The organism is Acinetobacter sp. Q186-3 (assembly GCF_013420655.1).
Classification (GTDB): Bacteria; Pseudomonadota; Gammaproteobacteria; order Pseudomonadales; family Moraxellaceae; genus Acinetobacter; species Acinetobacter indicus.
Map to the genome: position 1 here is coordinate 221,212 of NZ_VOXS01000003.1, position 24,710 is coordinate 245,921.

The following is a 24,710-nucleotide window of genomic DNA, read 5'->3' on the forward strand; positions in this document are numbered from 1 at the left end:
TCTCAAAATTTGTTTATAGCTTTGCTTTATCCTCCTTTAAAGAAGGCAAGTTCTAAAGCTCGATATGCTGAAATCTGATACCCCACTTTGTCTTGCATTAAACGATAAAAACTTTCAAAAACCTCCTCATTTTTTAATTCGTCCAGAAGCGTTAGATATTCCAGATAAGTTTCAGGACGTTTAAATGCGAAGTTATGGGGTTCGTTGCCGCTTAAGAATCTAAATACACGGCTATCCCAAATCGCATAGTGTTCAGGATGAATAAAGTGCAACAATTTAGATACACCGACAAGAGAGTTATTGAATGCACTTTTGAGTGTTTGAAGTTCTGGTACTGTTAATCGATGACCTTGTTTTGCTTTGTTAAATATTTTGATCAGATCATCTGCTGCAGTTAAATCAATTTTTTTCAAAATGGTCGGCATCCACGAATAGGTAAAGCTGATGCCGATAACAATGTCATCCAGGGTGAGTACATCTGTTTTTTTGAAATAATTTAAAAAATGGGAATACGCAATGAGATAATTTTCTTGCTCTTTGTCAAATTGATTGGCGATTTCAAAGATCTGTTTAAAAACTTCGTTGTTATTTTTTAATGTTAAAGGCATGTGATTACCACTTCACCTATATAGAAAATGAGATGTATTTGATACGTCTGGTCTAAATTAAAAAACCACCCTATCTTTCGACAGGGTGGGTGAAGCGGAGCTTGTTAAAAACAGTTGTTTAAGCAGACTGCTGTTCAGCCTGAATTGCAGTTAGAGCAATGGTAAACACAATATCATCGACCAATGCACCGCGTGACAGGTCATTTACCGGCTTGTTCAAACCTTGCAACATTGGGCCAACACTCACCACATTGGCAGAGCGTTGTACTGCTTTATAAGTGGTATTACCCGTGTTCAGATCAGGGAAAATAAACACATTGGCACGACCAGCCACCTGAGAGTTTGGCGCTTTAGAACGACCAACGCTTTCAACCGATGCAGCATCGTATTGCAGCGGGCCATCAATCAGCAGGTCTGGACGGCGCTGTCTGGCAATTTCAGTCGCTTGCGCTACTTTTTCTACATCGGCACCGGCACCTGAAGTTCCGGTTGAGTAAGAGATCATGGCAATACGCGGGTCAATACCAAAGGCTTTGGCCGAGTCAGCAGATTGAATGGCAATTTCAGCCAGTTGTTCTGCATCCGGGTCCGGGTTAATCGCACAGTCACCATACACATAAACTTCATCTGGCAGCAGCATAAAGAACACTGAAGATACCAGTGAATATTCAGGTGCAGTTTTAATCAGCTGGAAGGCCGGACGTACGGTATTGGCCGTGGTATGTACTGCACCTGAAACTAAGCCATCAACCTGATCCAGTGCCAGCATCATGGTACCTAAAACCACCGTATCCTGAAGCTGTTCGCGTGCCTGTAATTCGTTAAGTTTGCCTTTACGCAGCTCAACCATTTTCTCGACATAGTTTTCGCGAATCAGATCCGGATCAATAATTTCCAAGTCATGCGGCAATTCAATACCACGGGCTTTGGCCACTTCAACTACGGCTTCAGGTTTGGCCAGCAAGATACAGTGCGCAATACCACGCGATTGGCAGATGGCCGCAGCCTGAACTGTACGTGGCTCATCACCTTCAGGTAAAACAATGCGTTTTTTCGCTGCAATTGATTTTTGTACCAGCTCATGACGGAAGGCAGAAGGCGATAAACGTGGGCTATGCGCACCGCTAATCAGCGAGTTTAACCATTGCGGATCAATATGGCTGGACACAAAACGGGTTACCTGTTCAGCGCGTTCAATATCATCGACCGGAATTTCGTTACCGAAAGTCGAGAGCTGTTGCGCCGTTTCAAAGGTGGTTAAAGGGGTATGTAATACTGGCAAACCTTGCTTGATGGCAGTTTGACAGAAATTTAAGGCCTGTTCATTCGGTTGATGCTGCTCGGTTAAGACTAAGCCTGCTAAAGGAATACCGTTGCTGTTGGCCAGACTGCTGGCCAGTAGTACATCGGTACGGTCAGCTGCGGTAATAATCAGTTCACCGGCCACGAATTTGTGCAGTTCATGCTCGATATTCGAAGTAATCAGGCTGCTATGTAACACACGACGTGTATTGGCTTCGCCCTCATGAATCCACTGGGCAGAAATATGCGCCGCCAGATCAGACAGGCGCGGCACGCTCAGGGTATTACTAAATGGTACCAAACCAATCACTGGCAGTTTTTCTGTGCCAATGTAGCTATAAGTTTGCTGAATGCTGGCCACAAACTTGCTGGTATCTGACAGTAAACGCAGGTTTGGATCAATCGTCACAGGAATTTGCGCAGAATCTTCTGGCAAACCTTTGGTCCGCATAAACAGCACACCACGTAAACGGTTCGATTCTGCACCACCGAAGTTACGAATCTGGTGTTCAATTCGTTCAGCAGAGCGAAGCGGATTGTTGATGTCGGCACCGCTGACAATCACTACCTGTGCATCTAGGGCTTGAGCCAGCAGGGCATTCAGGTCATCTGCGAAGCTGTCACGGAAATTCGGTAACAGGCCTTCGACAATAATCAGGTCATGCTGTTTGGCCACTTGGCGGTGTAAGCGAACCGCTTCTTCCAGCAATTCATCTTGCTGGTCATGGCTTAGTTGATGCACCACCTGTGCATAAGGAATGGGTTGAACCGTTTTGGTTTTAGAGACATGCTCAAACAGCGCTGTCGTCCGTTCGTTTTCAGGCTGTAATTCTTGAGAGAAAGGTTTGACGAAACCGGGTTTAATGCCCTGGCATTCCAAAGCATACACCAGACCTAAACATGCAGATGTTAGACCAACACCTTCTCCAGTCGGGACAAGTAGAATTGTTTTCATAAGGTATTATTCAAATCAGCCAAAAGTAAACAGGGTAAAACTGCGATTGCTTAAGCAATCGCAGTTTCTAATTCAGACTTTTTTGCCGGAGTTGCTCCCAACTCAGACTCCACCACCGCACTGGTTTCTTTGGCAATACGGCCTTCTTCATCGGTTGGAACCACCCAGATTTGTGGACCGGTACCGTTATCGATACGACCTTCGGTGCCACGTTTCAGGCTGTCATTCTTCTCTTTGCTAAAGTTAAAGCCGAAGTGTGGTAAGTAAGACAGAGTTTTTTCACGGATATAAGCCGAGTTTTCACCAATACCACCTGTGAAGAACAGGCCATCTAGACGCGGTAAGCCACAGCTTAATGCTGCTAAAGATTTCGCTAAACGGTAGCAGAACACTTCAATGGCCAGAGCTGCATCTTCATTGCCTTGTTCAGAGGCTTCAATCAGGGTGCGCATATCGTTAGAGAGGCCAGATAAACCGAGTAGACCGCTTTGGCTGTTCAGCATCTTGTCAATTTTGTAGATATCCCAACCCAAGTTGCTGGCCAGGAAAGTGTGTAAAGATGGATCTACATCACCACTACGGGTACCCATCACCAGACCTTCAAGTGGGGTAAGGCCCATAGAGGTATCTACACTTTCACCGTTCCAGATGGCACAGGTCGAGCTACCATTGCCCAGGTGCGCTGTTAACCAGCCGCCTTGTTTCAGGCTGCCGGCCAGTTCTGAACCGCGTTCAGAAACATAGGCATGGCTGGTGCCGTGGAAGCCGTAACGACGTACGTTATGATCGGTGTACAGGAATTTTGGCACGGCATAACGATAAGCGTGCGCAGGCATAGTTTGGTGGAATGCCGTATCAAATACAGCAACTTGAGGTAATTCAGGGAATAAACGCATGGTCGCTTCAATGCCTACCAGGTGCGCCGGGTTATGTAACGGTGCCAGTGGGGTTGCTTCACGAATGCGTTGAATAATTTCTGGGGTTAAGCGCTCGGCTTTGGTCAAGCTGCCGCCATGTACCACACGGTGGCCAATCGCTTGAGGATTGTATTGTGACAAGCGCGATAAAATGGTTTCTAAGGCTTTTTCATGATCTGCGTGCGGAATAGAAAGTTCGAGCGGTTCACCTCCGACAGTGATCCCTTTAATACGTGCCTCGGCAGATCCTAAATTTTCAGCCAAACCAAAAATACGGTCTTCGCGACGTTCAGAAACAAGCGCGTATTTAATTGAAGAAGATCCGCAGTTAATTACTAATACAGTTGTAGACACGTTGTTTTACCCGAATTCTAATTGAAATATTTGTATCCCGTATTGATCTGCACCTGTTCCAACACGGTGCAATCTTGATCAATAACTAATTTTTATCATGGGATGGGTATCGCTTCTAGATAGACTTTAGGAGATTAGACTTAAGCACTATCGACCCTTTCGGGAATAATAACTAAAATTTATCGGCTGATAGATTTCATTTATTAATAAAATAGTAGTCATGTCCAGTCGCGTTGTTCTTCTGTTTACCATAACACGCCTTGAATCAAAGCATGTGACAGAACTGTTTGAAAATATTTCTTATTCCTTCATATTTAAGGTTTCTGATACTTCATTTCCGACCAGCGCACAATCACATAGGCAAATAGCGCCACCATAAAAAATACCAGCATCATCCAGGCCAAGCCTTGCAGGGTTTCAATTAAGGTGCGGTAAATTTCCAGAAACCAGTGTTCCTGCGTCAGTTCAATAATAATTTTCTGGTCGTTTTCGCTATAGGTGAGCGGGGTAATGTATTTTTCCATGTCATAAATCCGGATTCCGGAGGATGTTCCAACCACCATACCGGCAAATTTGGTATATCTGGCCCAGGCTTCATGAATCGGATCATGAATAATACGCGCCAGAATACGGTTAATGGAACTGGAAAAAATACGCATCACCACAAACGACACCAGCAGCGCCAGAACAAATGTGGTCACAATTAAATAATAGAACATTGTCCACCTCTTATTCTCATTCTTAAGACAGTGTACGGTGGAATAGACGGGGAAAACAGCAGAAAAATGTTCAGCCTCCACAAAGGCTGAACATTCATATATTTAGAGAAGTGAGTTATTGGCGAATCTGGCCATCTCCAAACACTACCCATTTTTGCGAGGTCAGACCTTCCAGACCGACTGGGCCGCGGGTGTGGATTTTATCGGTAGAAATACCAATTTCCGCCCCTAAACCGTATTCAAAGCCATCGGCAAAGCGGGTAGAGGCGTTAATCATCACTGAACTGGAATCAACACGGGCCAGGAACTGACGCGCCAGACTGAAGTTTTCAGTAATAATGGCATCGGTATGGTGTGAGCCATATTTATTGATATGGGTAATCGCTTCATCCAGACCCGACACCACTTTAATGGCCAGAACCGGACCAAGATATTCAGTATACCAGTCGTCTTCGGTAGCCGTTTGAACGCTGTCGCCTAAAATACGCTGGGTTTCGGCGCAGCCACGGAGCTCGACCTGTTTTTCTGCATACAGCTCGGCAATACGCGGTAAAAACTCATCTGCAATGGCTTCATCCACCAACAAGGTTTCCATGGCATTACAGACGCCATAACGATGAGTTTTGGCATTCAGGGCAATCGGTAGGGCTTTTTGCAAGTCAGCCTGTGCTTCGACAAAGACATGACAGTTACCATCCAGATGTTTAATTACCGGAATACGGGCTTCATTGGTGATGCGCTCGATTAAGCCTTTACCGCCACGTGGCACAATCACATCGACATATTCCGACATGGTAATTAACTGGCCTACAGCAGCACGATCTGGGGTATTGATGACCTGTACCGCCGTTTCTGGCAAGCCTGCAGTTTTCAGACCGTGCTGAATGGCTTCGGCAATGGCTTTATTCGATTCCAGCGCTTCTGAACCGCCACGTAAAATAATGGCATTGCCTGATTTTAGCGCCAGCGAAGCTGCTTCTAAGGTCACGTTCGGACGTGATTCATAAATCATGCCGACCACGCCCAAAGGTACTCGCATTTTGCCAATCTGGATGCCCGACGGACGATAGGCCATATCGGTAATTTCACCAATTGGGTCAAGCAGGCCAATCACATCTTTCAGGCCCTGTAACATGCCTTTAAAGCGCGGGGGAGTCAGTTCTAAGCGATCAAGCAGGGCGCTATCCAGATTGTTGTTGCGACCTTTGGTCATATCAATCTGGTTGGCAGCTAAAATTGCTGTTTCACTGTTTTCAAGCGCAGTGTAAATAGCAGATAAAGCATGGTTTTTTGTTTGGGTAGAAGCACTTGCCAGAACTGCGGAAGCTTGGCGCGCTTGTTGTCCTACCGTTTGCATATATTGTTCAATAGACTCGTGCATAGCGGTTTGATCACTTAGAAATTTCTCCTCGATATTAACAGTCTAGGTCGGGACAATGAAGCAGTTTGATGGAATTTTCCGCAGGAAAGCCGGAAAAGCGCTAAACATTTTGAAATTGTTTCCTGTTTAAAAGCAGACAAGTGGTTGCAGAAGAGGTTGCGTGTCAAAACGACACCTGTATAGAATGAAACACGATGGACATTGAAGTCATACAAATAACAATGAAAGAGCAGGATGCGATTTTTGCTCAATTTTAGAAATCATCTCTTGCACAATAAAAATAAGCGCGAGAATGGAGGAAAGGAATATGAATTCCATTATCCAAATGGACTCGGAAGTCGGGCAGTCAAGTGCTCACTTTGGTTTTTTTGATCTTTACGATAAGCACAGTTTCAAACAGCCAGCGCGTACAACCTGGATTGACGGTTGGAAGATTGAATACATGGCGATTGCTCGCCCAGACACCTTGCACATGACGCCGATGGTGATTATCGGGGGCGCTTTTCAGAATTTTAACTCCTATAAATACTGTGTTGAACAACTGTTTGATGCCGGCCCGATTATCCTGATTGATTTACCTTCCATGGGCGCCAACCAGCAAATCAGCAATGTCGATACTGGCATATCTGCCGGTACGCTGGAGCTGGAAGATCTGGCAGCCATGCTCGGTCGCTGGCTGGATATTGTTGGCTTGAGTCAGGTCGCGGTATTGGGCATGTCCCTTGGTTCGGTGGTGGCATCTTGCCTGGCGCATCAGCGTCCGGAACTGATAGACCGCATGATTCTGATGGGTGTCATGCAAAAGACCCGGAAAAGCTGGCGTATGCTGCTGGAAGAATCGCTGCATTTAATGAAAGAGCAGCGTATGGATGAGTTTGGTCAGGCGGTGATTTTATATCTGGTCAATCATGCCAAGCTGGAAGCGACCCGCATGTCGCCAACCGCCAAGCGGCTGTTCTTCCGGCAGATGGCCGAGTTCACCGCCACCGAGCAGGAACGCTATGATATTAATTGTAATCGTCTGCTGCGCCTGACTCACGTTCCTATTCCGCAGTGCAAGGTGCTGGTGGCCTGTGGCCAGTATGACAGTTTTACCTTGCCACATGAAAATGCCAATTTTGCCCTGCAATGTCCGGACATGGAGTTTGCCATGATTGCCAATGCTGATCATGTGCCGCAGTTGCAGCGCCGTAAAGAAACCATGCGCCTGTTTGCCACCTTTTTAAGAGATGAGCCGATTCAGTCGTTAGAAGGTATTATCCCCATGACCCGTGCCCAGCTCTTGACCATGGAGCGCCGTGGAGAAGAACGCATTGCTGTACAACAGCCATTTAGTCAGTTAACGCACCGTCATTCCGATTTAAGCTTTGCCACGGAAATTGTCGATCTGAACTTTTTTGGCGTATTGCTACGTTTTGAAGACGGACAGGCAGAACGGGCTGCGCAGTATGAGCGTGATTTGGCCCTGACACTCCAAGATGAAGAGGGTAGTTTCCAGATTGAGTGCCTGATTTTTGAAGTGCAGGATCAGCAGATTCGCGCTTTATTAAAACATGGCAGCTTTGATATTGCCGAGCGTTTGCTGCGTTATATCCAGCGTCAAAAAGGTTGTCTGGCAGCAATTGCCTAAATTGAGGTGTCTAAAAATAAAACAGCGCAAAGGCGCTGTTTTTTTTATGGGCTGATGAGGCTCAGAACTCTCTTTTAGGCACTGGGCTGTTTATGGCAGGCGTGCAGCACCCAGACAATGTCACCCAAATGTTCTTCAGGGGCGGGCAGGTCCGGAGTGTGGAAATAGTGCTGCGGCTGCAGAATATCGACCCGCTCAAAACCGCTGGCTTTAACAAAGTCACGGACTTCACCCGGACTTTGAAAATGAAAACTAAAGGCGCTGCGAGACATGACTTTCAGTAATTTACTGCTGGTCCACATAAAGCTGGCCAGTTTGTTTTTCACCGGTTCAGGATAAATATCACTCAAGTAATGCAGTTCCTGAAAATGTTGTCCATATTGATACATCCCATGCAGCAGTTTGCTGAGCATCGGCTTGTCGAAATAATTGATTAAGCCTTCACTAATAATTACCAGCGGTTGCTGCGGGTCAAAATGCTGAAAAATCTGGGCAAATTCTTCACTGAAAATATCGGCACTCAAGACTTCCGGTGCCTGCTGGTCCAGTTGTTGCAAGGCGGCGGTTTTCACCTTGGCCATATCCGGTAAATCCAGCTCGCGGTAATTCAGTTCCGGATATTTCTGGCGGAAATTCCAGCTCCGTGGGGACAGGCCGCAGGCAATTTCCAGCACCTGGGTACGAGGATTGCGGGCAATCAGCTCGGTCAGTTGCTGGTCAATAATGGTGTGGCGTTCTTTCAGGGTGGTGCGCATACTGCCACCGACATATTTTTCGGCCCAGCTTTCCAGCGGATGGACCAATTTGGCCAGAAACTTGCCTTTTGAAGTAGCAAATACCGGATGCGAGATGCCCATTTGAAACCAGATATAGCCGGTATAGTGGGCAGTAAAGGATATATGGCGATGTTCGGAAAGCGGTTGGCTCATGCAAGGTCCTCTATTCTTTTTATTTATTCGGGGTGGATTTATGTATTTGCATCATAAAGAAAAAGGAACAGCTTGTCCTGTTCCTTTGTCGGTATTACTGGCCGCTGTCTTTAAAGCGGACAATACGGTCGCGTACTGCTTGCCATTCCGGGCCGAGCTCGAGTACATCACCGATCTGAATTTCTGGAATCTGGCCACGCATACGGGCTAAACGGGCCTGATTTGGTAACGGTAAATCCTGAATGCCGTCCAGTGCCAGACAGGCGGCGGCACGGTCATTACAGACCAGTCCCATATCACAACCGGCGTTTAAGGCCGCTTGAATGCGGGCATCGGCACCACCTGCCACACAGGCGGCCTGCATGCTTAAATCATCCGAGAACAGCACGCCATCAAAATTCAGCTGTTGACGTAGCACGGTCTGAATCCAGTACGGAGAGAAACCGGCCGGGTTCGGATCGACCTGATCATAAATTACATGCGCAGGCATTAGGGCATCCAGTTGGGCTTGCAGCTGGATAAAGCTTTGCATGTCTTTTTGCTGAATCTCTGCATAAGAACGTGAATCAATCGCAGCGGCCACATGCGAATCGGCCTTGACCGAGCCATGACCGGGGAAATGCTTGCCGGTGGTGGCCATACCAGCGCGCTGCATGCCACTTAAGAAGGCGCGTGCCAGTACGATAATATCGTCCATATTGCGGGCAAAACTGCGGTCGCCAATGACATCGCTGATGTCATTTAAATCCAGCACCGGGGCAAAACTGAAATCAATACCGACCGCTAATACTTCGGTGGCCATCAGCCAGCCGCACTGTTCAGCCAGCTCGACCGCCAGTTCCGGCTGCTGCTGATACAGCTCGCCAAAACGACCCATGGCCGGCAGTAGGGTGAAACCCTGTTTTAAACGCTGCACCCGGCCGCCTTCCTGATCGACTGCAATTAAAATATCCGGACGTACCTGACGCATATGATCGGTCAGGGCGCGTACCTGCCGCGGTGATTCGATATTTCGACCAAATAAAATGACGCCACCGACTTGCGGAGCTTGTAAGAGTTGAATATCTTCTTGAGTAAGTGCTGTGCCAGCGATGTCGAGCATCAATGCGCCAATCATATCGGTTCCGGATTCAAATTTTTATCGAAAAACAATACCTGAATTCTGCAATGATTTGCTACATTTTGTCAGCACAGAATATGATAAAACTACACGACATAAACAGATTAAGTTGTTTAAGATTTTGAATCTGCTTGATTCGTCGCTAAGCAACCTTGTACTACTGGTCGAAAACCAAGGAAATACACATTATTTATGAAACTTCAAACGATAGCTTGTGCAGTTGCCGTGGCAACTGGGGGATTCTTCTTTAGTCACGCAATCAACGAAGCCATTGCTGCCAATAATACTGCTGCTGTTTCCAATACCATTGTTCCAACCCGGGAACAGGCCTTGGTGTCACGCCAGTTAGCGACCTTGGTTGACCGTCAGCATTACCTGAACCAGCGTTTAGACAGCAACACTTCCAATCGCATTTTTGATTTTTACATCGATAGTCTGGACCCGGAGCACACCTTGTTCCTGGCCGATGAAGTCGAACAGTACAAGAAAAAATATGGCGCCAATTTTGGAGCCGCCTTAAAAGCCGGTGATTTATCGGGCCCGTATCAGATTCATGCGCATTATCGTGAACGCATGCAGGCCTTTTATCAGTTTATGCTGGCCGAGCTGAAAAAACCGCAGAATTTAAAACAGCCGAATGTCACCATTGAGCTGGATCGTGAAAAAGCGCCGTTCTTTAAGACCCAGGCCGAGCAGCGTGCCCACTGGCAAAAAATGCTGGTGTCCCAGCTGATTAACCTGACCATCAGCAAAGAAGAAGAGCAGGCCAAACAAAAAGCCCTCAAGGAAAATCCAGAACTGGCCAATGGGCAAGATTTATCCGGCCCGGAAGATATGACGCCGGTGGAAACCCTGACCAAGCGTTATACTCGTCAGCTGGAACGCATGAGCCGTCTGAAAAGCGACGATGTGCTGGACAAAACCTTAAATGCGATGATGCTGACCTATGATCCGCACAGCAACTATTTCCCGCCTGTTGATGCAATGGAGCTGAACCGTCAGACCACCTTGCAGCTGGAAGGGATTGGGGTGTCGATTCGTCCGGATCGCAGCAATGAAGATTACACCAAGATTGAAACCATTGTTGAAGGCGGACCGGCGAGTAAATCTGGTCAGGTCAAATCTGGCGACCGGATTATTGGTGTCGGTCAGGATGGCGAGAAAATTGTGGATGTGATTGGCTGGCCAAGCAATGAAGTGGTCGGTCTGATTCGCGGTAAACGTGGCACCAAAGTGACCTTGCGTTTACTCGGTCCGGGTGCCTCGATGAGTCAGGCACGTACCGTGACGTTGGTACGTGACATTATTCAGGAAGAAGATGCCGGGGTGCGTAACCGAACCGTGCAAATTCAACGTGATGGCAAAACCTATACCTATGGCGTGATTGAAATTCCATCATTTTATCTGAACTATCGGGCGCGCCGTGCCGGGGTGGAATACCGTTCGGTATCGGAAGACACCAACAATGCCTTGAAAACGCTGGCTGCCAAAAATGTCGACGGGATTATTGTCGATTTACGCAATAACCCGGGCGGCTCACTTGAAGAGGTGGCACGTATGCTGGGTCAGGTGATTAAATCGGGTCCGGTAGTACAAATCCGTGATGGCAATGGCAACGTGAGCGTGTTTGAAGACAATGATGGCGGTGAACAGACCTATGCTGGCCCGCTAGCAGTCCTGATTAACCTGGCTTCGGCTTCTGCCAGCGAGATTTATTCAGCCGCGATTCAGGATTATGAGCGCGGTATTGTGATTGGTAGCACAACCACCGGTAAAGGGACAGCACAGGTGCAGCTGGATACCTTGGCCTATGGTCAGGCCACGCTCACCCAGCGTAAGTTCTACCGGATTACCGGCGGCAGTACCCAGAACAAAGGGGTGATTCCGGACATTAAACTGGTAGATATCTACAATGAAGAATTTGGTGAGCGTAAGGCCAAGAATGCGCTGAAGTGGGATACCATTGCCACCGCACCATTTAAACGTGAGGGTGTGGTGCAGTCTTATGTGCCGCAACTGGCCAAATCTTCGCAGACCCGGGTCAGTATTGATCCGCAGTTCAAGTATCTGACTGAGCGTAAAAATATTGCCAAACAGGCAGAAGAGCGCAAAACGGCGGTGCTGGATTTAGATCAGCGCCGTGCCGAGCTGATTGAGCTGGAGCGTAAAACCTTAGCCGCTGAAAACGTACGTCGTCAGGCGACCGGTTTGGCGCCGTATCCAAACTGGGAAAGCTATCAGGCCTCACTGGAAGCGCAAGCCGAGTCACGGGCCAAAATGAAAGCCAACCAGCGTCCACCACTGCCGGAAGAAGAAGTCTTTGTGAGCGAAGCGGCCAATGTGTTACTGGATTATAGTCAGTTACAATCAGGCACAGCCAAATAAGACCTTGGATGTGAGAAAAAGGCCGGTAGATGTACTGGCCTTTTTTGATGCTTTTGAGTTGAATAACTCAAGATCCAGATGAGCCGGCAAATCAACATAAAAAATGACGGTTTTCAGGGCGGAAAAACCGCATTTAGGCTTGACCTCAATGCGATAGTATAAGATTCTAGTTTGAGTTTTAATTCCTTGTTTTATTGTTATCTTTTAAAGCGGCAAATTCATGAGTATTTAGCGTTGAGTATAGTAACAACAAAAAAATAACCTATACGGAAGCTTTTTATGGTTCATATTCATTATGACTTTAGCCTGGTGGTAGGTTCAATTGCGGTTGCAATTCTGGCCAGTTATCTGGCTATTTCAACCCAGCAGTTCCTGCTCGGGGGAATCCGCCAGAAATCTGAAAAAGCCATGCTCTTGCTCAGTGGCCTATGCCTTGGCGTTGCTATTTGGGGTATGCATTTTGTCGGGATGCTGGCTTGCCAGTTGCCGGCCAATTACGCATTTAATCTGCCGCTAACCATTTTTTCTGGCGTTATTGCCTTTATTGCTTCCACCTTTGCCATCTGGCTGACCACCAAACCCACCCTGCCTTTTGCCCGTCTGATGATTGGGGCGGTGTTAATGGGACTCGGCATTTCCGGCATGCACTATACCGGTATGCTGGGCATGGTCGTAGAGAATCATCGGACCTATTATGATCCGCTACTGGTGGTGTTTTCGGTGCTCATTGCCATTAGTGGTTCCGGCCTGACCTTCTGGCTGGCGTTTCGTTTTAAAAATACCTTGCTTTACCATCGTCACTATAAGGTGATGATTGCCATTATGATGTCGCTGGCCATTGTCGGGATGCATTATACCGGCATGGCCTCGGTGTCTTACTATCCGATTGATACAGAACGTCTGGATGCGATTTATAAAACCGGTAATGGCATCTTGCTGTTTACCGTGATTTTTGTGACCAGTCTGGTGATGGTTGCCGCCTTTAGTGTGGCCGTGCTGGAGCAGCGTCTGGAAGAACGTAACCGCCAGCTGTCGCTGGTTAACCGTGAGCTGGCCAATCAGGCGGTGCAGGACAATCTGACCAAATTACCGAACCGTTTATATCTGGCTGAATATGCGCATTTGCTGTTTAGCGCCCAGCGCATCAATCAGCAGAATGTCGCGTTTTTATATATTGATCTGGACCGTTTTAAGGCGGTGAATGATGTATTTGGCCATCATGTTGGTGATCAGTTGCTGATTCAGCTGACCACACGACTGCATCAGCAGCTGAAATCGCAGGAAAAATTATTAAGAATTGGCGGTGATGAGTTCTTGCTGGTGTTGGAGCAGGCCACGGTTGAGGATGCGATTCAGGCGGCAGAAAATGTGCTGCACAGTGTACAGGAGAGTTTCCTGATTGCCGGCAAGAGTATTAATATTTCGGCCAGTATTGGTATTGCCATGTACCCGGAGCACGGCAACAACCTGCAAGATGTACTGATGAATGCCGATGCCGCCATGCTGACTTCAAAATATCAGGGCCGTAACACCTATTCGGTGTTTAATTACAGCATTGACCAGCAGGAAACCAAAAGCCAGACCAAGCTGTTAAATGATTTATATAAAGCTGTCGATGAACAGCAGTTTATTCTGTTTTACCAGCCCAAATTTACCACCAGCACCCAGCAGATTTGTGGCGTTGAAGCATTAATTCGCTGGATGCATCCGGTGCATGGTCTGCTGACCCCGAATATGTTTATTAAAGGTGCGGAGAAGTCCGGCCTGATTATCCAGATGGGCTATTGGGCCCTCGAGCAGGCCTGCAAACAGATTCAGCAATGGGAACAGCAGGGACTGAAGCTGTTTCCATTGGCAGTCAATCTGTCGGCGGTGCAGTTCGAGCATAAACATTTGTTTAGTACCTTGGAAACCTTATTCTGCCGTTATGCGATTGACCCGAGTCATCTCATGATTGAAATTACCGAAACCACTGCCATGCATCATGTGGAATCGAGTATTCGCAGTTTTAGGCGCTTAAGAGAAATGGGCGTGAAACTGGCGATTGATGATTTTGGCACGGGCCATTCCAGTTTCCTGTATTTAAAAGACCTGCCGGTGGATGAGCTGAAAATTGACCGCGCATTTATTAAAGACCTGTATCGCGATTCCAAAGAAGAAATGATTCTGGAAAGTATTATCCAGCTGGCGACCAAACTGGGATTGACGGTTACCGCAGAAGGGGTGGAAACGCCATTACAGGCCGAAATTCTGGCGCGTTTGGGTTGTCAGCAATTACAAGGTTATTTGCTGTCGATGCCGGTTGAGGTCGAGCGTTTGGAAGACTTGCCGCAAGTACAAAATGAAATTATCGGGTCTGATTGAGGTACTGTTTTTAGATAGCCAGATGTTAAAAAAATCACGGTCGATGTTGCAAGAAAAAATGGTTTAAAAATGGATGTCAAGTGACATCCATTTACCTCACATATTAAAACGATAACGAAGTGCGAGCTGCGCATTCAGTGGGTCGCCCATCATATTGGAATCGTTCCCTTCACCATGTCCTGAGACAAAATAATCACGGTCAAACAGGTTGTTCAGATTTAGTGTTACATCATACTGCGCGGTCTGATAACCCAGCGCGGCATTGAAAACCGCATAGCCCGGCAAGACATTTTTATTGTCCGGCGCACTGAAGCGGGAGGATTCTGCCCGGCCACCCACGGCTGCAAACCAGTGCTCATCCAGTTGATACTTTAACCAGAGATTGGCGCTGTTTTTTGGGCGTTAACGCGGCCTGTTTGCCAGCCAGACCGATGGTCGATTTTTCAATTTTTCCATCCATATAGGCATAACCCGCCAACAGGGATAATTGATCGCTGAGCTGACCGGTCAAGGACACTTCAACGCCTTGCGTGCTTTGTTCCCCAGCCAGCATCGCCAGCGGCGGATTACTGTCCGGAATTTTATTTTGGATATTGCTCTGCGTCATTTCAAATACGGCCAGGGTCATATTCAGCCGATCATTGATGTCCCATTTGGTCCCGACTTCCAGGTTTCTGGTTTTGGTTGGTTTCAGGTCGGCACTGTTGCTATAAAACACGAATGAATCTGCAAGTAGCTGAAACGACTGATTATAGGCGGCATATAAGGATAAATTTTTGGTCGGTTGATAGACCACGCCCAGGCGAGGGGAGAGGGTCTGGTCATCGCGCTGGATGCTGCTGTTATTTTTCTGATCATGCCTGTATTGGGAAAGATGATCATAACGTACCCCGGCTCAAAACCTTGAGCTGTTCATTCAGGCTGATCAGGTCTTGTACATAGACGGCATAATTTTCAAATTCGCTGGCGGTATTGACTCTTGGAGTGGCGGAGGTATCGACCGGTGACCAGTGCGGCAAGACCGGATCATACAAATCGGTCGTGGCTTTTGACCCTAACCAGAATATTTCATCTTTGTGCTGCTGGCTGTATTCCGTGCCGATTAAGGTGTCGTGTTTGATTTGACCAGTATGAAAGACGCCAGATAATTCATTCTGCAAGAAGATGCCATCTTCATCGCGCATGCGTTTAATCTGGCTGAGCGTGACCTGATCTGCTGCTGGACTGGCGTTGCTGTATTCCCGGTCCAAGGCATAATTATAATGCCGGGCGACACCGCGATATTTCAGCTGATCATTGAACTGATGTTCTAGCGTAACCGTCTGGCTGGACACTTCAGTATCGACATTGCCTACATCTTTTGCGTTGGATGCGCCATAGAATGTTTTTGGATTGGTACGTACCGGTTTACCGGTCAGCGGGTCCATGGGAAAGCCCTGATCGGCCAAACGGTCATCGTGCAGGTAATCGGCTTGCAAGAGCAGAGTGGTTCGATCTGAAATATCCCATTGCACAGACGGTGCTACAGTTTCCCGATTGACGAAACTCTGATTGCGATAGCCATCTGAGTGTTCAAGCGCACCGGTCAGACGGACTTTGAGCTGGTCATTGAGAGCATCGGCAAAATCAAGTTCGGCACGTTTTTGCCCCAGGCTGCTGCCGATCAGGCTGATTTCATGCAGTGCTTCATCCAGGGGTTTCTTATTGATCCGGTTGATCAGACCACCTGCTGAACCCCGGCCATATAACACCGAGCCGGGCCCTTTTAGCACTTCCACCCGTTCTACATTTGACAGATCACGATAATACAGCGCGTCATCGCGTACCCCATCGACATACTGATCGGAAATGGCTGAAAAGCCGCGAATCATGACCTGATCACGCTGGCCATCTCCGACACTAAAACTTAAACCGGTCACATTCTGCAATGCGCCTTGCAGGGAGGTCACATTCTGTTCTTTTAAGACTTGTTGAGGAACCTCATTCACAATTTGAGGAATATCTTTCAGTTGTGCCATACCTTTGCTGGCGGTGGAGGCTTGCTCTTGTGCCATACCTTTGCTGGCGGTGGAGGCTTGCTCTACTTGCGTTTTCAGGCTAAGGCTTGCCTGTGCCGAAGAGTTGAGTGTGGGTAAAGTCACAGCATTGGCTGTTTCGTTGGCATAGGCTTGCGCTGTCATCAAGCTGAGTGAAGACAGCAAAAAAAGAGAAGATTTCATAACATGCTCTGGATGGACCCCGAAAAAAGTGCATGCAGTGTGGGGAATAAATAGCCTGCCGTAAATGATATTGAATATCACTCTCTATTGATAGTAATTATTATTTAATTGGCTTTAATGAGATATTTAAATCAAAAATATCCGCAGAGAGGATGCTGATTTTTCCTGATTTTTCCAAATGATAAAGAAATATGGGGAGTTCTGTTCTGCGGTGAAAAGCCTAAGTCTTTTAAAACTAAATAGATGGTGATTTTGAAAACTTTTATCGCAAAGTCGCGATCTCCAGATACTTTTATTTTCCACTTAAAATTTAAACCGATTCCGGCCCAAGTGCTCTAATGATTGTTGGCTGAAATCTGCTACAATTGCGCCAATTTTAAGTTATCCCTTCACGGCTTGGATTCACATGAAAATGTGTGTCGCAAACTGTGTATATATTGAAGATTTCCCTTATGTTTAAAGATCAACTCGCGAAAGAAGTCGCGGCGCGCAGGACCTTTGCGATTATTTCCCACCCCGATGCCGGTAAAACCACCATGACAGAAAAACTGCTGTTATGGGGGCAGGCGATTCAGGTGGCGGGAATGGTGAAAAGCCGTAAATCGGATCGGGCGGCGACCTCGGACTGGATGGAAATGGAAAAAGAGCGTGGGATTTCGATTACCACCTCGGTCATGCAGTTCCCGTATAAAGACAAGATGATCAACCTGCTCGATACCCCGGGGCACGAAGACTTCTCGGAAGATACCTACCGGACCTTAACCGCGGTAGACTCGGCACTTATGGTGATTGACGGGGCCAAAGGTGTCGAAGACCGGACCATCAAACTGATGGAGGTGTGTCGTATGCGTGACACGCCAATTATCTCTTTCGTCAACAAAATGGACCGTGAAATCCGTGAGCCTTTAGAGCTGCTGGATGAAATTGAAAACGTCCTGAAAATTAAATGTGTACCAATTACCTGGCCGCTGGGCACCGGGCGTGATTTTGCCGGCGTGTTTAACCTGCTGGAAGAAAAGTTTTACGTGTATAAAGCTGGTTTTGGTTCAACCATTCCTGAAATTGAAGTGCGTGATGGCTATGACCATGCTGACCTGCGTGAAAAAGTCGGTGAACTGGCCTGGGCGGCATTTGAAGAATCTTTAGAACTGGTGCAAATGGCCAATGAACCGTTAGATCGTGCAGAATTCCTGGCAGGTCGTCAAACTCCGGTACTGTTTGGAACTGCACTGGGTAACTTTGGTGTTGACCATGTCCTGAATGCTTTTAGCGACTATGCACCGCCGCCAAAAGCGCATCCGACTCAAGACCGTGTGGTCGAAGCGACTGAAGAAGGTTTCACGGGCTTTGTCTTTAAAATCCAAGCCAATATGGACCCGAAACACCGTGACCGGATTGCCTTTATGCGGATCTGTTCAGGCAAATATGAAAAAGGCCTGAAGATGAAGCATGTGCGTATTGGTAAAGACGTGCGTATTTCTGATGCTTTAACCTTCCTGGCCGGTGACCGTCAGCATCTGGAAGAAGCATGGCCGGGCGATATTATTGGTCTGCACAACCACGGTACCATCCAGATTGGTGATACCTTCACCTCGGGCGAAAACTTGCAGTTTACCGGTATTCCACACTTCGCACCGGAAATGTTCCGCCGTGTACGTTTAAAAGATCCGCTAAAATCGAAGCAGCTGCAAAAAGGCTTAAAAGAGCTGTCGGAAGAAGGGGCGACCCAGGTATTTATGCCGCAAAACAGCAATGACCTGATCGTGGGTGCGGTGGGTGTGTTGCAGTTTGAAGTGGTGGCCTATCGTCTGAAAGAAGAATACAAGGTCGATTGTATTTATGAGCCGGTCAGCATCAACACGGTACGCTGGGTATCTTGTGAAGATGAGAAGAAATTCAACGAGTTCAAGAAAAAAGCCCATGACCAGTTATCGGTGGATGGTGGCGGTCATCTGACTTATCTGGCGCCAAGCCGCGTTAATTTGCAGTTGATGCAGGAGCGTTATCCGGACATCGTGTTCCGTAACACCCGCGAACACTAAAGGGTCATCGCCGTTAAAACAGCTTCTTCGTGAAGCTGTTTTTCTAGGATGGGGAAAATTTCAGGAAGAGAGATTAACAATGCAAACAAGAATCAGTTTTATCGCTTGTGCCGTGCTGGCACTGTCTTTGGGGGGCTGCGACTCATCTTCCCAGAACAATGAATCGGCTGAAGATGCACGTCCTGAAAAAAATATCTTCCAGCAGGAAAAGGCTGAGGTGCTGCCATTCCTGCAGATTAAGCAGCAGCCGGCAGAGATTGCTTTGCCATTTTGTGAAAAGAAAAACTGTATTGATCTGGATATTCAAACCATTCAGACACAGGATCCATGGCTGAACCAGTGGATTGCCAAAAGTCAGGCCAAGGTGATTCAGGACCAGATCGGGCTGAAACAGGACATGAGCCTGCAGCAGGCGGTGAATGCCTATGTGAAAAAATCTGATGCCTGGCAGGCCGAGTTTGCCAAAAATCCGGCCTATGAACTGGCGCTGTATACCCGGCTGGCCTATCAGCGTAACCAGTATGTGTTATTGCAGATAGGGGTGGATAGTCATCAGGAAACGGTAAAAGTTAAAGAGCGTTATTATTTTTTCGTGGCTGATCGTCAACAGCAGCAGGCTTTAACCGCACTGGATATTATTCAGCCCGAGCAGCAAACCGCGATGCATGCAATCGTGCAGCAGGCCTATCAGCAATGGCTGAAAGAACAGAGTACAGAGGTGCAAAATACCGCACCGAAAACCCTATATTGGGGACAGGCCGACTGGTTCTTTGATCATGAAGGCATGGGGCTGCATTATCGCACCCATGAAATTGTGAAAGATGGAACACAGCTTGATATTTACTTAACGAAAGCACAAACTCAACAAGTTGTAAAAGCTGAAATTTATTCGCGCATGTTTTAATAATTAGAACATCCGCTTTGAATCTGGGATGCACAAAAGGCAATAAAGGTTATTCAATGTTAAAGCAAAAAACAGCATGGGTGATGAGTGTCTTGGCCGTGTCCATGGCATTGACCGCATGTCAGCCCAAAAATAATGAACCGAAACAGGAACAGCAGGCGCAGGCCGCAGAAGTTGAACAGCAGGCGCTAAAACTGATTGGCGAGCCGGAAAAGCTGCAGCTGAACTTGCCGGAATGTGAAGGTAAAAACTGCCCGGAGCTTTCTGTTGAGCGTTTACAGAGTAACCAGCCTTTTGTCGATGAGCAGATTGATCAGTACATTCTCAAAGAACTGAACCAGACCCTGGAAATTGCCCCGGCAGATAAACCTCTGAATGTTGAATCACCGGCCTCTGCGGCAGAGCCAGCTTCCTCGGCACAGGCACTAACGCAAATTCCAACGCCAAAACAGAAACTGGAACAGCAGGTGCAGCCCTTTATTGCGGCCTTCTTGAGTCTGGATCAGGAAATCAAGGCGCTGAGTGCCAATCATCAGATTAGCCTGATGATTAAACCAAAAATTTTAAACTCGGAAGGGCCGCTGGCCACCGTGGTGGTAAATAGCAGCAGCTATCTGGGCGGCGCACATGGCGCTACCGCACAAACCTATTTTAATTTTGATCTGGAGCAGAAAAAGCAGGTCAAACTGGCTGACATCTTGCAGCCGCAGCAACGAGCTGCATTGGAAGCTGCCGCCTATGACGCCTTTAAACAATGGGTGGTAGACAGCAAACTGGCCAATAATGTTGCCGAATATGAGCAGGCCTGGAAATTCAAGCTGTCGGATAATTTCTATCTGGGGCAGCAAGGCCTGATTCTGCAATATGCCGAATATGAAATTGGACCGTATGTGGTCGGTTTGCCACGGCTGATGATTCCTTATGCAGAGCTGCAGCAGGTGCTGAAAAAACCATATTTGCCGGCACCTGAAGCGCCAGCCAGCGAAGCCACTACAGCAGCTGCGTCCAGCGCTGACGCGAAAACCATCTAATGGCATTGGCACTGTTTGATACCCATACCCACTTTGATGTGGCGGATTTTGATGCCGATCGGGAGCAACTGGCCTATCAGGCGAAGCAGGCGGGTGTCGAACAGCTGATTTTAATTGGCTTTGTGCAGTCGCGTTTTCAGCAGTTACTGAATACCCATCAATGGCTGAACCGTTTAAGCCAGGCGCCGCGAAGCCATCTGGCACCGGGATTACATCCGTTTTATATCGAGCAGCATCAGCCGCAACATCTGCTGGATGTAGAACAGTTATTGCGTAAACAGGACTGTGTTGCGGTTGGTGAAATTGGCCTGGATACCTTTTTAAAGCAGCATAAACAGCCCGAGCTGTATCAGAAACAGCAGAAGTATTTTACCGCCCAGCTGGAGCTGGCACACCAGTTTCAGCGTCCGGTATTGCTACATATTCGTAAATCCCATGCCGATGTGCTGGCGCTGCTAAAACAGCAGAATTTTAGCTATGGCGGAATTGCCCATGCCTTTAGTGGCGGTGTTGAAGAAGCCAAAGCCTTTATCAAACTGGGTTTTAAAATTGGCGTGACCGGACAAATTACCAATCCGAATGCCAAGAAACTGCATCGGGTGGTGCAGGAATTAGGCCCAGAACATCTGGTGCTTGAAACCGATTGTCCGGATATGACACCGCTGTGCTGCCAGTCCTCGACCGAGCAGCGCACCCGCAATACGCCGGCCAATTTGCCTTATGTACTTGAAGGGCTGGCGCAAAGCCTGCAGATGGAGCAGACAGCACTGGCTGAGATGATCTGGCAGAATTCGTTACAGGCTTTACATCTGGCCTAAAATTTAAATCTCTCGCTGCTGTTGCACCATGCAAAAATCCTCCAATCTCACACGCCATGTGAAAAAACCGTTAAAATAAGCCCTTCTGTATAAGATTTGATTGTGCAATGACTGAACTGCTCCAAGATGATGAATATGACCGCCGTTTTGCCGGTGTTGCCAAAATTTATGGTGAGGACAGCTTTCAGTATTATGCCAACAGTCATGTCATGGTGATTGGTATCGGCGGGGTCGGTTCCTGGGCGGTTGAAGCCTTGGCACGAACTGGTATTGGTGAGCTGACCCTGGTGGATATGGATGTGGTGGCCGCTTCCAACATCAACCGGCAATTACCGGCCATGAGCAGCACTTTGGGCCATGAAAAAATTGAAATTATGGCCGAGCGTTGCCGTGCTATTAATCCACGCATCAAGATCAACCTGATTGATGATTACCTGACCCCGGACAATGTCAAAGACCTGCTGGTGCATACGCCCGATGTGGTGCTGGACTGTATTGATGATGTCAAAGCCAAGCTGGCGCTGATGCTGTATTGCCGCTTTAATAAAGTGCCGCTGATTGTGTCCGGCGGTGCCGGCGGTAAACTCGATCCGCTGAAAATTCGTGTGGCCGATTTATCTAAAACCGAACAGGACCCGATGCTGGCCAAACTGCGTGCCCAGTTGCGTAGCAAAGGCATCTGTAAAAAGCCGAAAGAGAAGTTCGGGATTACCTGCATCTATTCAATTGATAATCCGTTTTCCAGTGCTGATGTCTGTGCCAGTGCCGGGCTGCGCTGTGGTGGCTATGGTTCGGCGGTAGTGGTTACTTCCAGTTTTGCGATGGTGGCCGTGGCCGAAGTTCTGAAAAAACTCGATCAGCTAAAAGCCAAACAGGCATAATCCGGTTACGATCTGATTCTAAAAAAAGCCCTCAATTGAGGGCTTTTTGTTGATCTTTTAAGGCTGAACAGCGTGTTCCTGCAGATAGTTTTCAGTACGCTGCATCGCGGCCTGAATATTCTGAATGGCCACTTCCACATCTTTTAAGGTTTTGGCATTACCACCACTTAGCGCCTGACGCCATTTGCGTGCGCCCGGCAAGTTTTGGAACAGGCCCAGAATATGACGGGTGATAATCGACAGTGGTGCACCTTCAGCCACGCGCTGTGCGATATATGGCATCATCTGCTGCATAATCTCGAAACGGTCTGGGAGGGGCAGATTCCAGAAATGTCCCAGCTCGGCCAGTAAATACGGATTGTGATAGGCTTCGCGGCCAATCATCACCCCATCGACATGCTGTAAATGCGCCTGTGTTTCTGCCAGGGTTTTAATGCCGCCGTTAATTTCAATGATCAGCTCCGGGCGATCCTGCTTTAAACGATAGACATCTTCATAGCGTAAAGGCGGCACTTCACGGTTTTCTTTGGGTGATAGGCCTTGTAGCAGCGCAATGCGGGCATGCACGATAAAATTATTGCAGCCGGTTTTGGCAACGGTATCGACGAAATGCAGCATTTCTTCATACGAATGCATGTCATCAATCCCGATCCGGTGTTTAACCGTCACTGGAATATCCACCGCATGGCGCATTTCTGCAATACATTCTGCCACCAGATCAGGCTCGGCCATCAGGCAGGCACCAATTTTATTGTTCTGCACGCGGTCACTTGGGCAGCCGACATTCAGGTTAACTTCATCATAGCCCCAGTCTTGCGCCATTTTGCTACAAGTGGCCAGATCTTGAGGATTGGAACCGCCCAATTGCAGCACAATTGGATGTTCTTCCTGATTAAAGTCCAGATGGCGTTTGGCATCACCATGAATAATGGCACCAGTGGTGACCATTTCTGTGTATAAAATCACGTTTGGGTTAAACAGGCGCGCAAAGAAACGATAATCCCGGGTGGTCCAGTCCATCATGGGGGCCACGGAAATTCTTGGCAGTTGGATATTTTCAAGCGTATTTACATTTGACATTCAACAGCAAACCTTGCAACGACGGGAAACAAAACTGAGGCGCTATTCGCACAGATCGGGCAGCACAAGGCAGAGGGTTTTACTCACATCCACCGGGCGTGCAGGGGCGAGATAGTAGCACAAAATCCGGCTGACGAAAAAAGATTGTTGTTGGCTGTCCGAAGGTGGGAGGGTGAATATCCATATTTTAGCTTGCTGCTATTTTAACTGTTATATTGTTAAAATATAAATTATAATTATTGATATTAAGTTTAAGTTATTTTATAAATTAAATGAATACTCCCGAAAATGATCTTTAAATTCAATTAGAATATATAATCAAAATACATATATAATCTTCCCAGCTAGAATAAAAATAATAAAATTAATTCACTGGAAAAATTGATAATCAATTCACAAATTATAGTTATTCTTTGATTTGTTTAAAAAAATATGTAATTCCAATGTAACAAGAAGCATTTTTCTTGCAAAATACCTATTAAATACTACATAAAATTACGCAAAATCCTTCAATATTACTATATTCAGAATAATAAATGGATGATCGTATGCCCCAGTATATTAAACTTGCTGAAATAATCTATAGAAATGTCGAGCAAAATAAGGACTTTAGAGGAGATATTATCAATGATTTAAATATGTTAATGATTGAGCTGCGTGCTGAAATCAAAAAAACACGTCTTAAATTATTGGTCAATTGCATCGACTTTAATGAGCTGATGGTCAACCCTTTATATGCCAACGAGCTGAAACTGGACTTGAGCATTGTGCCGAAAAGCAGCAATAAAGAAGAGTTTATACTCTGGTTGGCGACATTTATTCAGAAAATTACCGTTGATGAAGATCAGCCGAAGACCCCAAAGGGAAAGAAGATCAAAGTGCCCTTAATGAGCTTAGAACCGCTGGATATTGCAGCCCCTCCACAGATCTCGAGTGACAAGGAGCTGGAGCGGTATCAAACGGCGCAGATTGCAGATTAAGGTGAGAGGAAAGCACTATGTACATCAAGTTTTAATCTGAATCTCATCCATCTATTCAAACAAAAGGGAAGCCATTGGCTTCCCTTTTGTT

The 24,710-nt window shown here is 47.1% G+C and carries 17 protein-coding genes and 1 pseudogene; 9 read left to right on the forward strand and 9 right to left on the reverse strand.

The genetic code is table 11. The features are described 5' to 3' along the window. Positions 1 to 26: 26 nt before the first annotated feature. From FTT64_RS04420 to FTT64_RS04440, 5 genes are all read right to left on the reverse strand, one after another. The gene (locus FTT64_RS04420) at positions 27 to 608 is read right to left on the reverse strand and encodes a hypothetical protein (protein ID WP_180182031.1); all 582 of its coding nucleotides are present in this window, start codon (positions 606 to 608) and stop codon (positions 27 to 29) included. A 118-nt stretch (positions 609 to 726) separates the two neighbouring features. After that, entirely contained in the window at positions 727 to 2,865 is a 2,139-nt protein-coding gene (pta, locus tag FTT64_RS04425; RefSeq protein WP_168397478.1) for a phosphate acetyltransferase, read from the reverse strand. A gap of 50 nt (positions 2,866 to 2,915) precedes the next feature. Further along, positions 2,916 to 4,136 (reverse strand): acetate/propionate family kinase, encoded by a 1,221-nt coding sequence (locus FTT64_RS04430; RefSeq protein WP_005180151.1) that lies wholly within the window; start codon positions 4,134 to 4,136, stop codon positions 2,916 to 2,918. A 314-nt stretch (positions 4,137 to 4,450) separates the two neighbouring features. Then, the gene (locus tag FTT64_RS04435) at positions 4,451 to 4,855 is read right to left on the reverse strand and encodes a hypothetical protein (RefSeq protein WP_180182030.1); all 405 of its coding nucleotides are present in this window, start codon (positions 4,853 to 4,855) and stop codon (positions 4,451 to 4,453) included. Between the two features lie 115 nt (positions 4,856 to 4,970). Further along, positions 4,971 to 6,236 carry a glutamate-5-semialdehyde dehydrogenase gene (locus FTT64_RS04440; protein ID WP_075167437.1) on the reverse strand — a complete coding sequence of 422 codons (1,266 nt, stop codon included), beginning with the start codon at positions 6,234 to 6,236 and terminating at the stop codon, positions 4,971 to 4,973. A gap of 307 nt (positions 6,237 to 6,543) precedes the next feature. Here FTT64_RS04440 and FTT64_RS04445 point away from each other — a divergent pair, with 307 nt between their 5' ends. Beyond that, a complete protein-coding gene (locus FTT64_RS04445; RefSeq protein WP_160240959.1) occupies positions 6,544 to 7,866 on the forward strand; it encodes an alpha/beta fold hydrolase in 1,323 nt (440 codons plus the stop codon). Positions 7,867 to 7,940: 74 nt separating this feature from the next. Here the strand turns inward: FTT64_RS04445 and FTT64_RS04450 are convergent, their stop codons facing one another. Both FTT64_RS04450 and nagZ read right to left on the reverse strand, forming a co-directional pair. Beyond that, positions 7,941 to 8,795, reverse strand: a complete 855-nt coding sequence (locus tag FTT64_RS04450; RefSeq protein WP_180182029.1) for a class I SAM-dependent methyltransferase — start codon at positions 8,793 to 8,795, stop codon at positions 7,941 to 7,943. 94 nt (positions 8,796 to 8,889) lie between these two features. Next, positions 8,890 to 9,912, reverse strand: coding sequence for a beta-N-acetylhexosaminidase (gene nagZ / locus FTT64_RS04455; RefSeq protein WP_016658574.1), 1,023 nt, complete (start codon positions 9,910 to 9,912; stop codon positions 8,890 to 8,892). A 195-nt stretch (positions 9,913 to 10,107) separates the two neighbouring features. Here nagZ and FTT64_RS04460 point away from each other — a divergent pair, with 195 nt between their 5' ends. Together FTT64_RS04460 and FTT64_RS04465 are read left to right on the forward strand one after the other, a co-directional pair. Next, positions 10,108 to 12,300 (forward strand): carboxy terminal-processing peptidase, encoded by a 2,193-nt coding sequence (locus FTT64_RS04460; protein ID WP_016658575.1) that lies wholly within the window; start codon positions 10,108 to 10,110, stop codon positions 12,298 to 12,300. 279 nt (positions 12,301 to 12,579) lie between these two features. Continuing rightward, positions 12,580 to 14,664 carry a bifunctional diguanylate cyclase/phosphodiesterase gene (locus FTT64_RS04465; RefSeq protein ID WP_180182028.1) on the forward strand — a complete coding sequence of 695 codons (2,085 nt, stop codon included), beginning with the start codon at positions 12,580 to 12,582 and terminating at the stop codon, positions 14,662 to 14,664. 96 nt (positions 14,665 to 14,760) lie between these two features. Here FTT64_RS04465 and FTT64_RS04470 read toward each other — a convergent pair. After that, a pseudogene (locus tag FTT64_RS04470) lies at positions 14,761 to 16,883 on the reverse strand (TonB-dependent receptor). A gap of 452 nt (positions 16,884 to 17,335) precedes the next feature. Here FTT64_RS04470 and FTT64_RS04475 point away from each other — a divergent pair. The 5 genes from FTT64_RS04475 to FTT64_RS04495 all read left to right on the forward strand — a co-directional run bounded on the left by FTT64_RS04475 (position 17,336) and on the right by FTT64_RS04495 (position 22,559). After that, complete coding sequence (locus FTT64_RS04475; protein ID WP_005180132.1) at positions 17,336 to 18,925, forward strand: peptide chain release factor 3; 1,590 nt, start codon at positions 17,336 to 17,338, stop codon at positions 18,923 to 18,925. 79 nt (positions 18,926 to 19,004) lie between these two features. Then, positions 19,005 to 19,829, forward strand: a complete 825-nt coding sequence (locus FTT64_RS04480; RefSeq protein WP_180182027.1) for a hypothetical protein — start codon at positions 19,005 to 19,007, stop codon at positions 19,827 to 19,829. A gap of 56 nt (positions 19,830 to 19,885) precedes the next feature. Further along, on the forward strand, positions 19,886 to 20,860 hold the full coding sequence (locus tag FTT64_RS04485; RefSeq protein ID WP_180182026.1) for an RsiV family protein: 975 nt from the start codon (positions 19,886 to 19,888) through the stop codon (positions 20,858 to 20,860). Beyond that, positions 20,860 to 21,678: a TatD family hydrolase gene (locus FTT64_RS04490; protein WP_104472030.1), complete on the forward strand. Its 819-nt coding sequence runs from the start codon at positions 20,860 to 20,862 to the stop codon at positions 21,676 to 21,678. Before FTT64_RS04485 ends, FTT64_RS04490 begins: the two co-directional genes overlap by 1 nt. 107 nt (positions 21,679 to 21,785) lie before the next feature. After that, on the forward strand, positions 21,786 to 22,559 hold the full coding sequence (locus tag FTT64_RS04495) for a ThiF family adenylyltransferase (RefSeq protein WP_180182025.1): 774 nt from the start codon (positions 21,786 to 21,788) through the stop codon (positions 22,557 to 22,559). A 57-nt stretch (positions 22,560 to 22,616) separates the two neighbouring features. Here FTT64_RS04495 and dusA read toward each other — a convergent pair whose 3' ends face one another. After that, positions 22,617 to 23,639, reverse strand: coding sequence for a tRNA dihydrouridine(20/20a) synthase DusA (gene dusA, locus FTT64_RS04500; protein WP_104470083.1), 1,023 nt, complete (start codon positions 23,637 to 23,639; stop codon positions 22,617 to 22,619). A 548-nt stretch (positions 23,640 to 24,187) separates the two neighbouring features. On the opposite strand from dusA, the gene FTT64_RS04505 reads away from it, so the two are divergent. Beyond that, positions 24,188 to 24,619 (forward strand): hypothetical protein, encoded by a 432-nt coding sequence (locus FTT64_RS04505; protein WP_168417105.1) that lies wholly within the window; start codon positions 24,188 to 24,190, stop codon positions 24,617 to 24,619. Positions 24,620 to 24,710 lie beyond the last annotated feature (91 nt).

Bases quoted from the DNA above. Each gene is read 5' to 3' on its own strand.
- FTT64_RS04420 (WP_180182031.1), bottom strand. From the start codon at position 608: ATGCCTTTAACATTAAAAAATAACAACGAAGTTTTTAAACAGATCTTT.
- pta (WP_168397478.1), bottom strand. From the start codon at position 2,865: ATGAAAACAATTCTACTTGTCCCGACTGGAGAAGGTGTTGGTCTAACA.
- FTT64_RS04435 (WP_180182030.1), bottom strand. From the start codon at position 4,855: ATGTTCTATTATTTAATTGTGACCACATTTGTTCTGGCGCTGCTGGTG.
- FTT64_RS04440 (WP_075167437.1), bottom strand. From the start codon at position 6,236: ATGCACGAGTCTATTGAACAATATATGCAAACGGTAGGACAACAAGCG.
- FTT64_RS04445 (WP_160240959.1), top strand. From the start codon at position 6,544: ATGAATTCCATTATCCAAATGGACTCGGAAGTCGGGCAGTCAAGTGCT.
- FTT64_RS04450 (WP_180182029.1), bottom strand. From the start codon at position 8,795: ATGAGCCAACCGCTTTCCGAACATCGCCATATATCCTTTACTGCCCAC.
- nagZ (WP_016658574.1), bottom strand. From the start codon at position 9,912: ATGATTGGCGCATTGATGCTCGACATCGCTGGCACAGCACTTACTCAA.
- FTT64_RS04460 (WP_016658575.1), top strand. From the start codon at position 10,108: ATGAAACTTCAAACGATAGCTTGTGCAGTTGCCGTGGCAACTGGGGGA.
- FTT64_RS04465 (WP_180182028.1), top strand. From the start codon at position 12,580: ATGGTTCATATTCATTATGACTTTAGCCTGGTGGTAGGTTCAATTGCG.
- FTT64_RS04475 (WP_005180132.1), top strand. From the start codon at position 17,336: ATGTTTAAAGATCAACTCGCGAAAGAAGTCGCGGCGCGCAGGACCTTT.
- FTT64_RS04480 (WP_180182027.1), top strand. From the start codon at position 19,005: ATGCAAACAAGAATCAGTTTTATCGCTTGTGCCGTGCTGGCACTGTCT.
- FTT64_RS04485 (WP_180182026.1), top strand. From the start codon at position 19,886: ATGTTAAAGCAAAAAACAGCATGGGTGATGAGTGTCTTGGCCGTGTCC.
- FTT64_RS04490 (WP_104472030.1), top strand. From the start codon at position 20,860: ATGGCATTGGCACTGTTTGATACCCATACCCACTTTGATGTGGCGGAT.
- FTT64_RS04495 (WP_180182025.1), top strand. From the start codon at position 21,786: ATGACTGAACTGCTCCAAGATGATGAATATGACCGCCGTTTTGCCGGT.
- dusA (WP_104470083.1), bottom strand. From the start codon at position 23,639: ATGTCAAATGTAAATACGCTTGAAAATATCCAACTGCCAAGAATTTCC.
- FTT64_RS04505 (WP_168417105.1), top strand. From the start codon at position 24,188: ATGCCCCAGTATATTAAACTTGCTGAAATAATCTATAGAAATGTCGAG.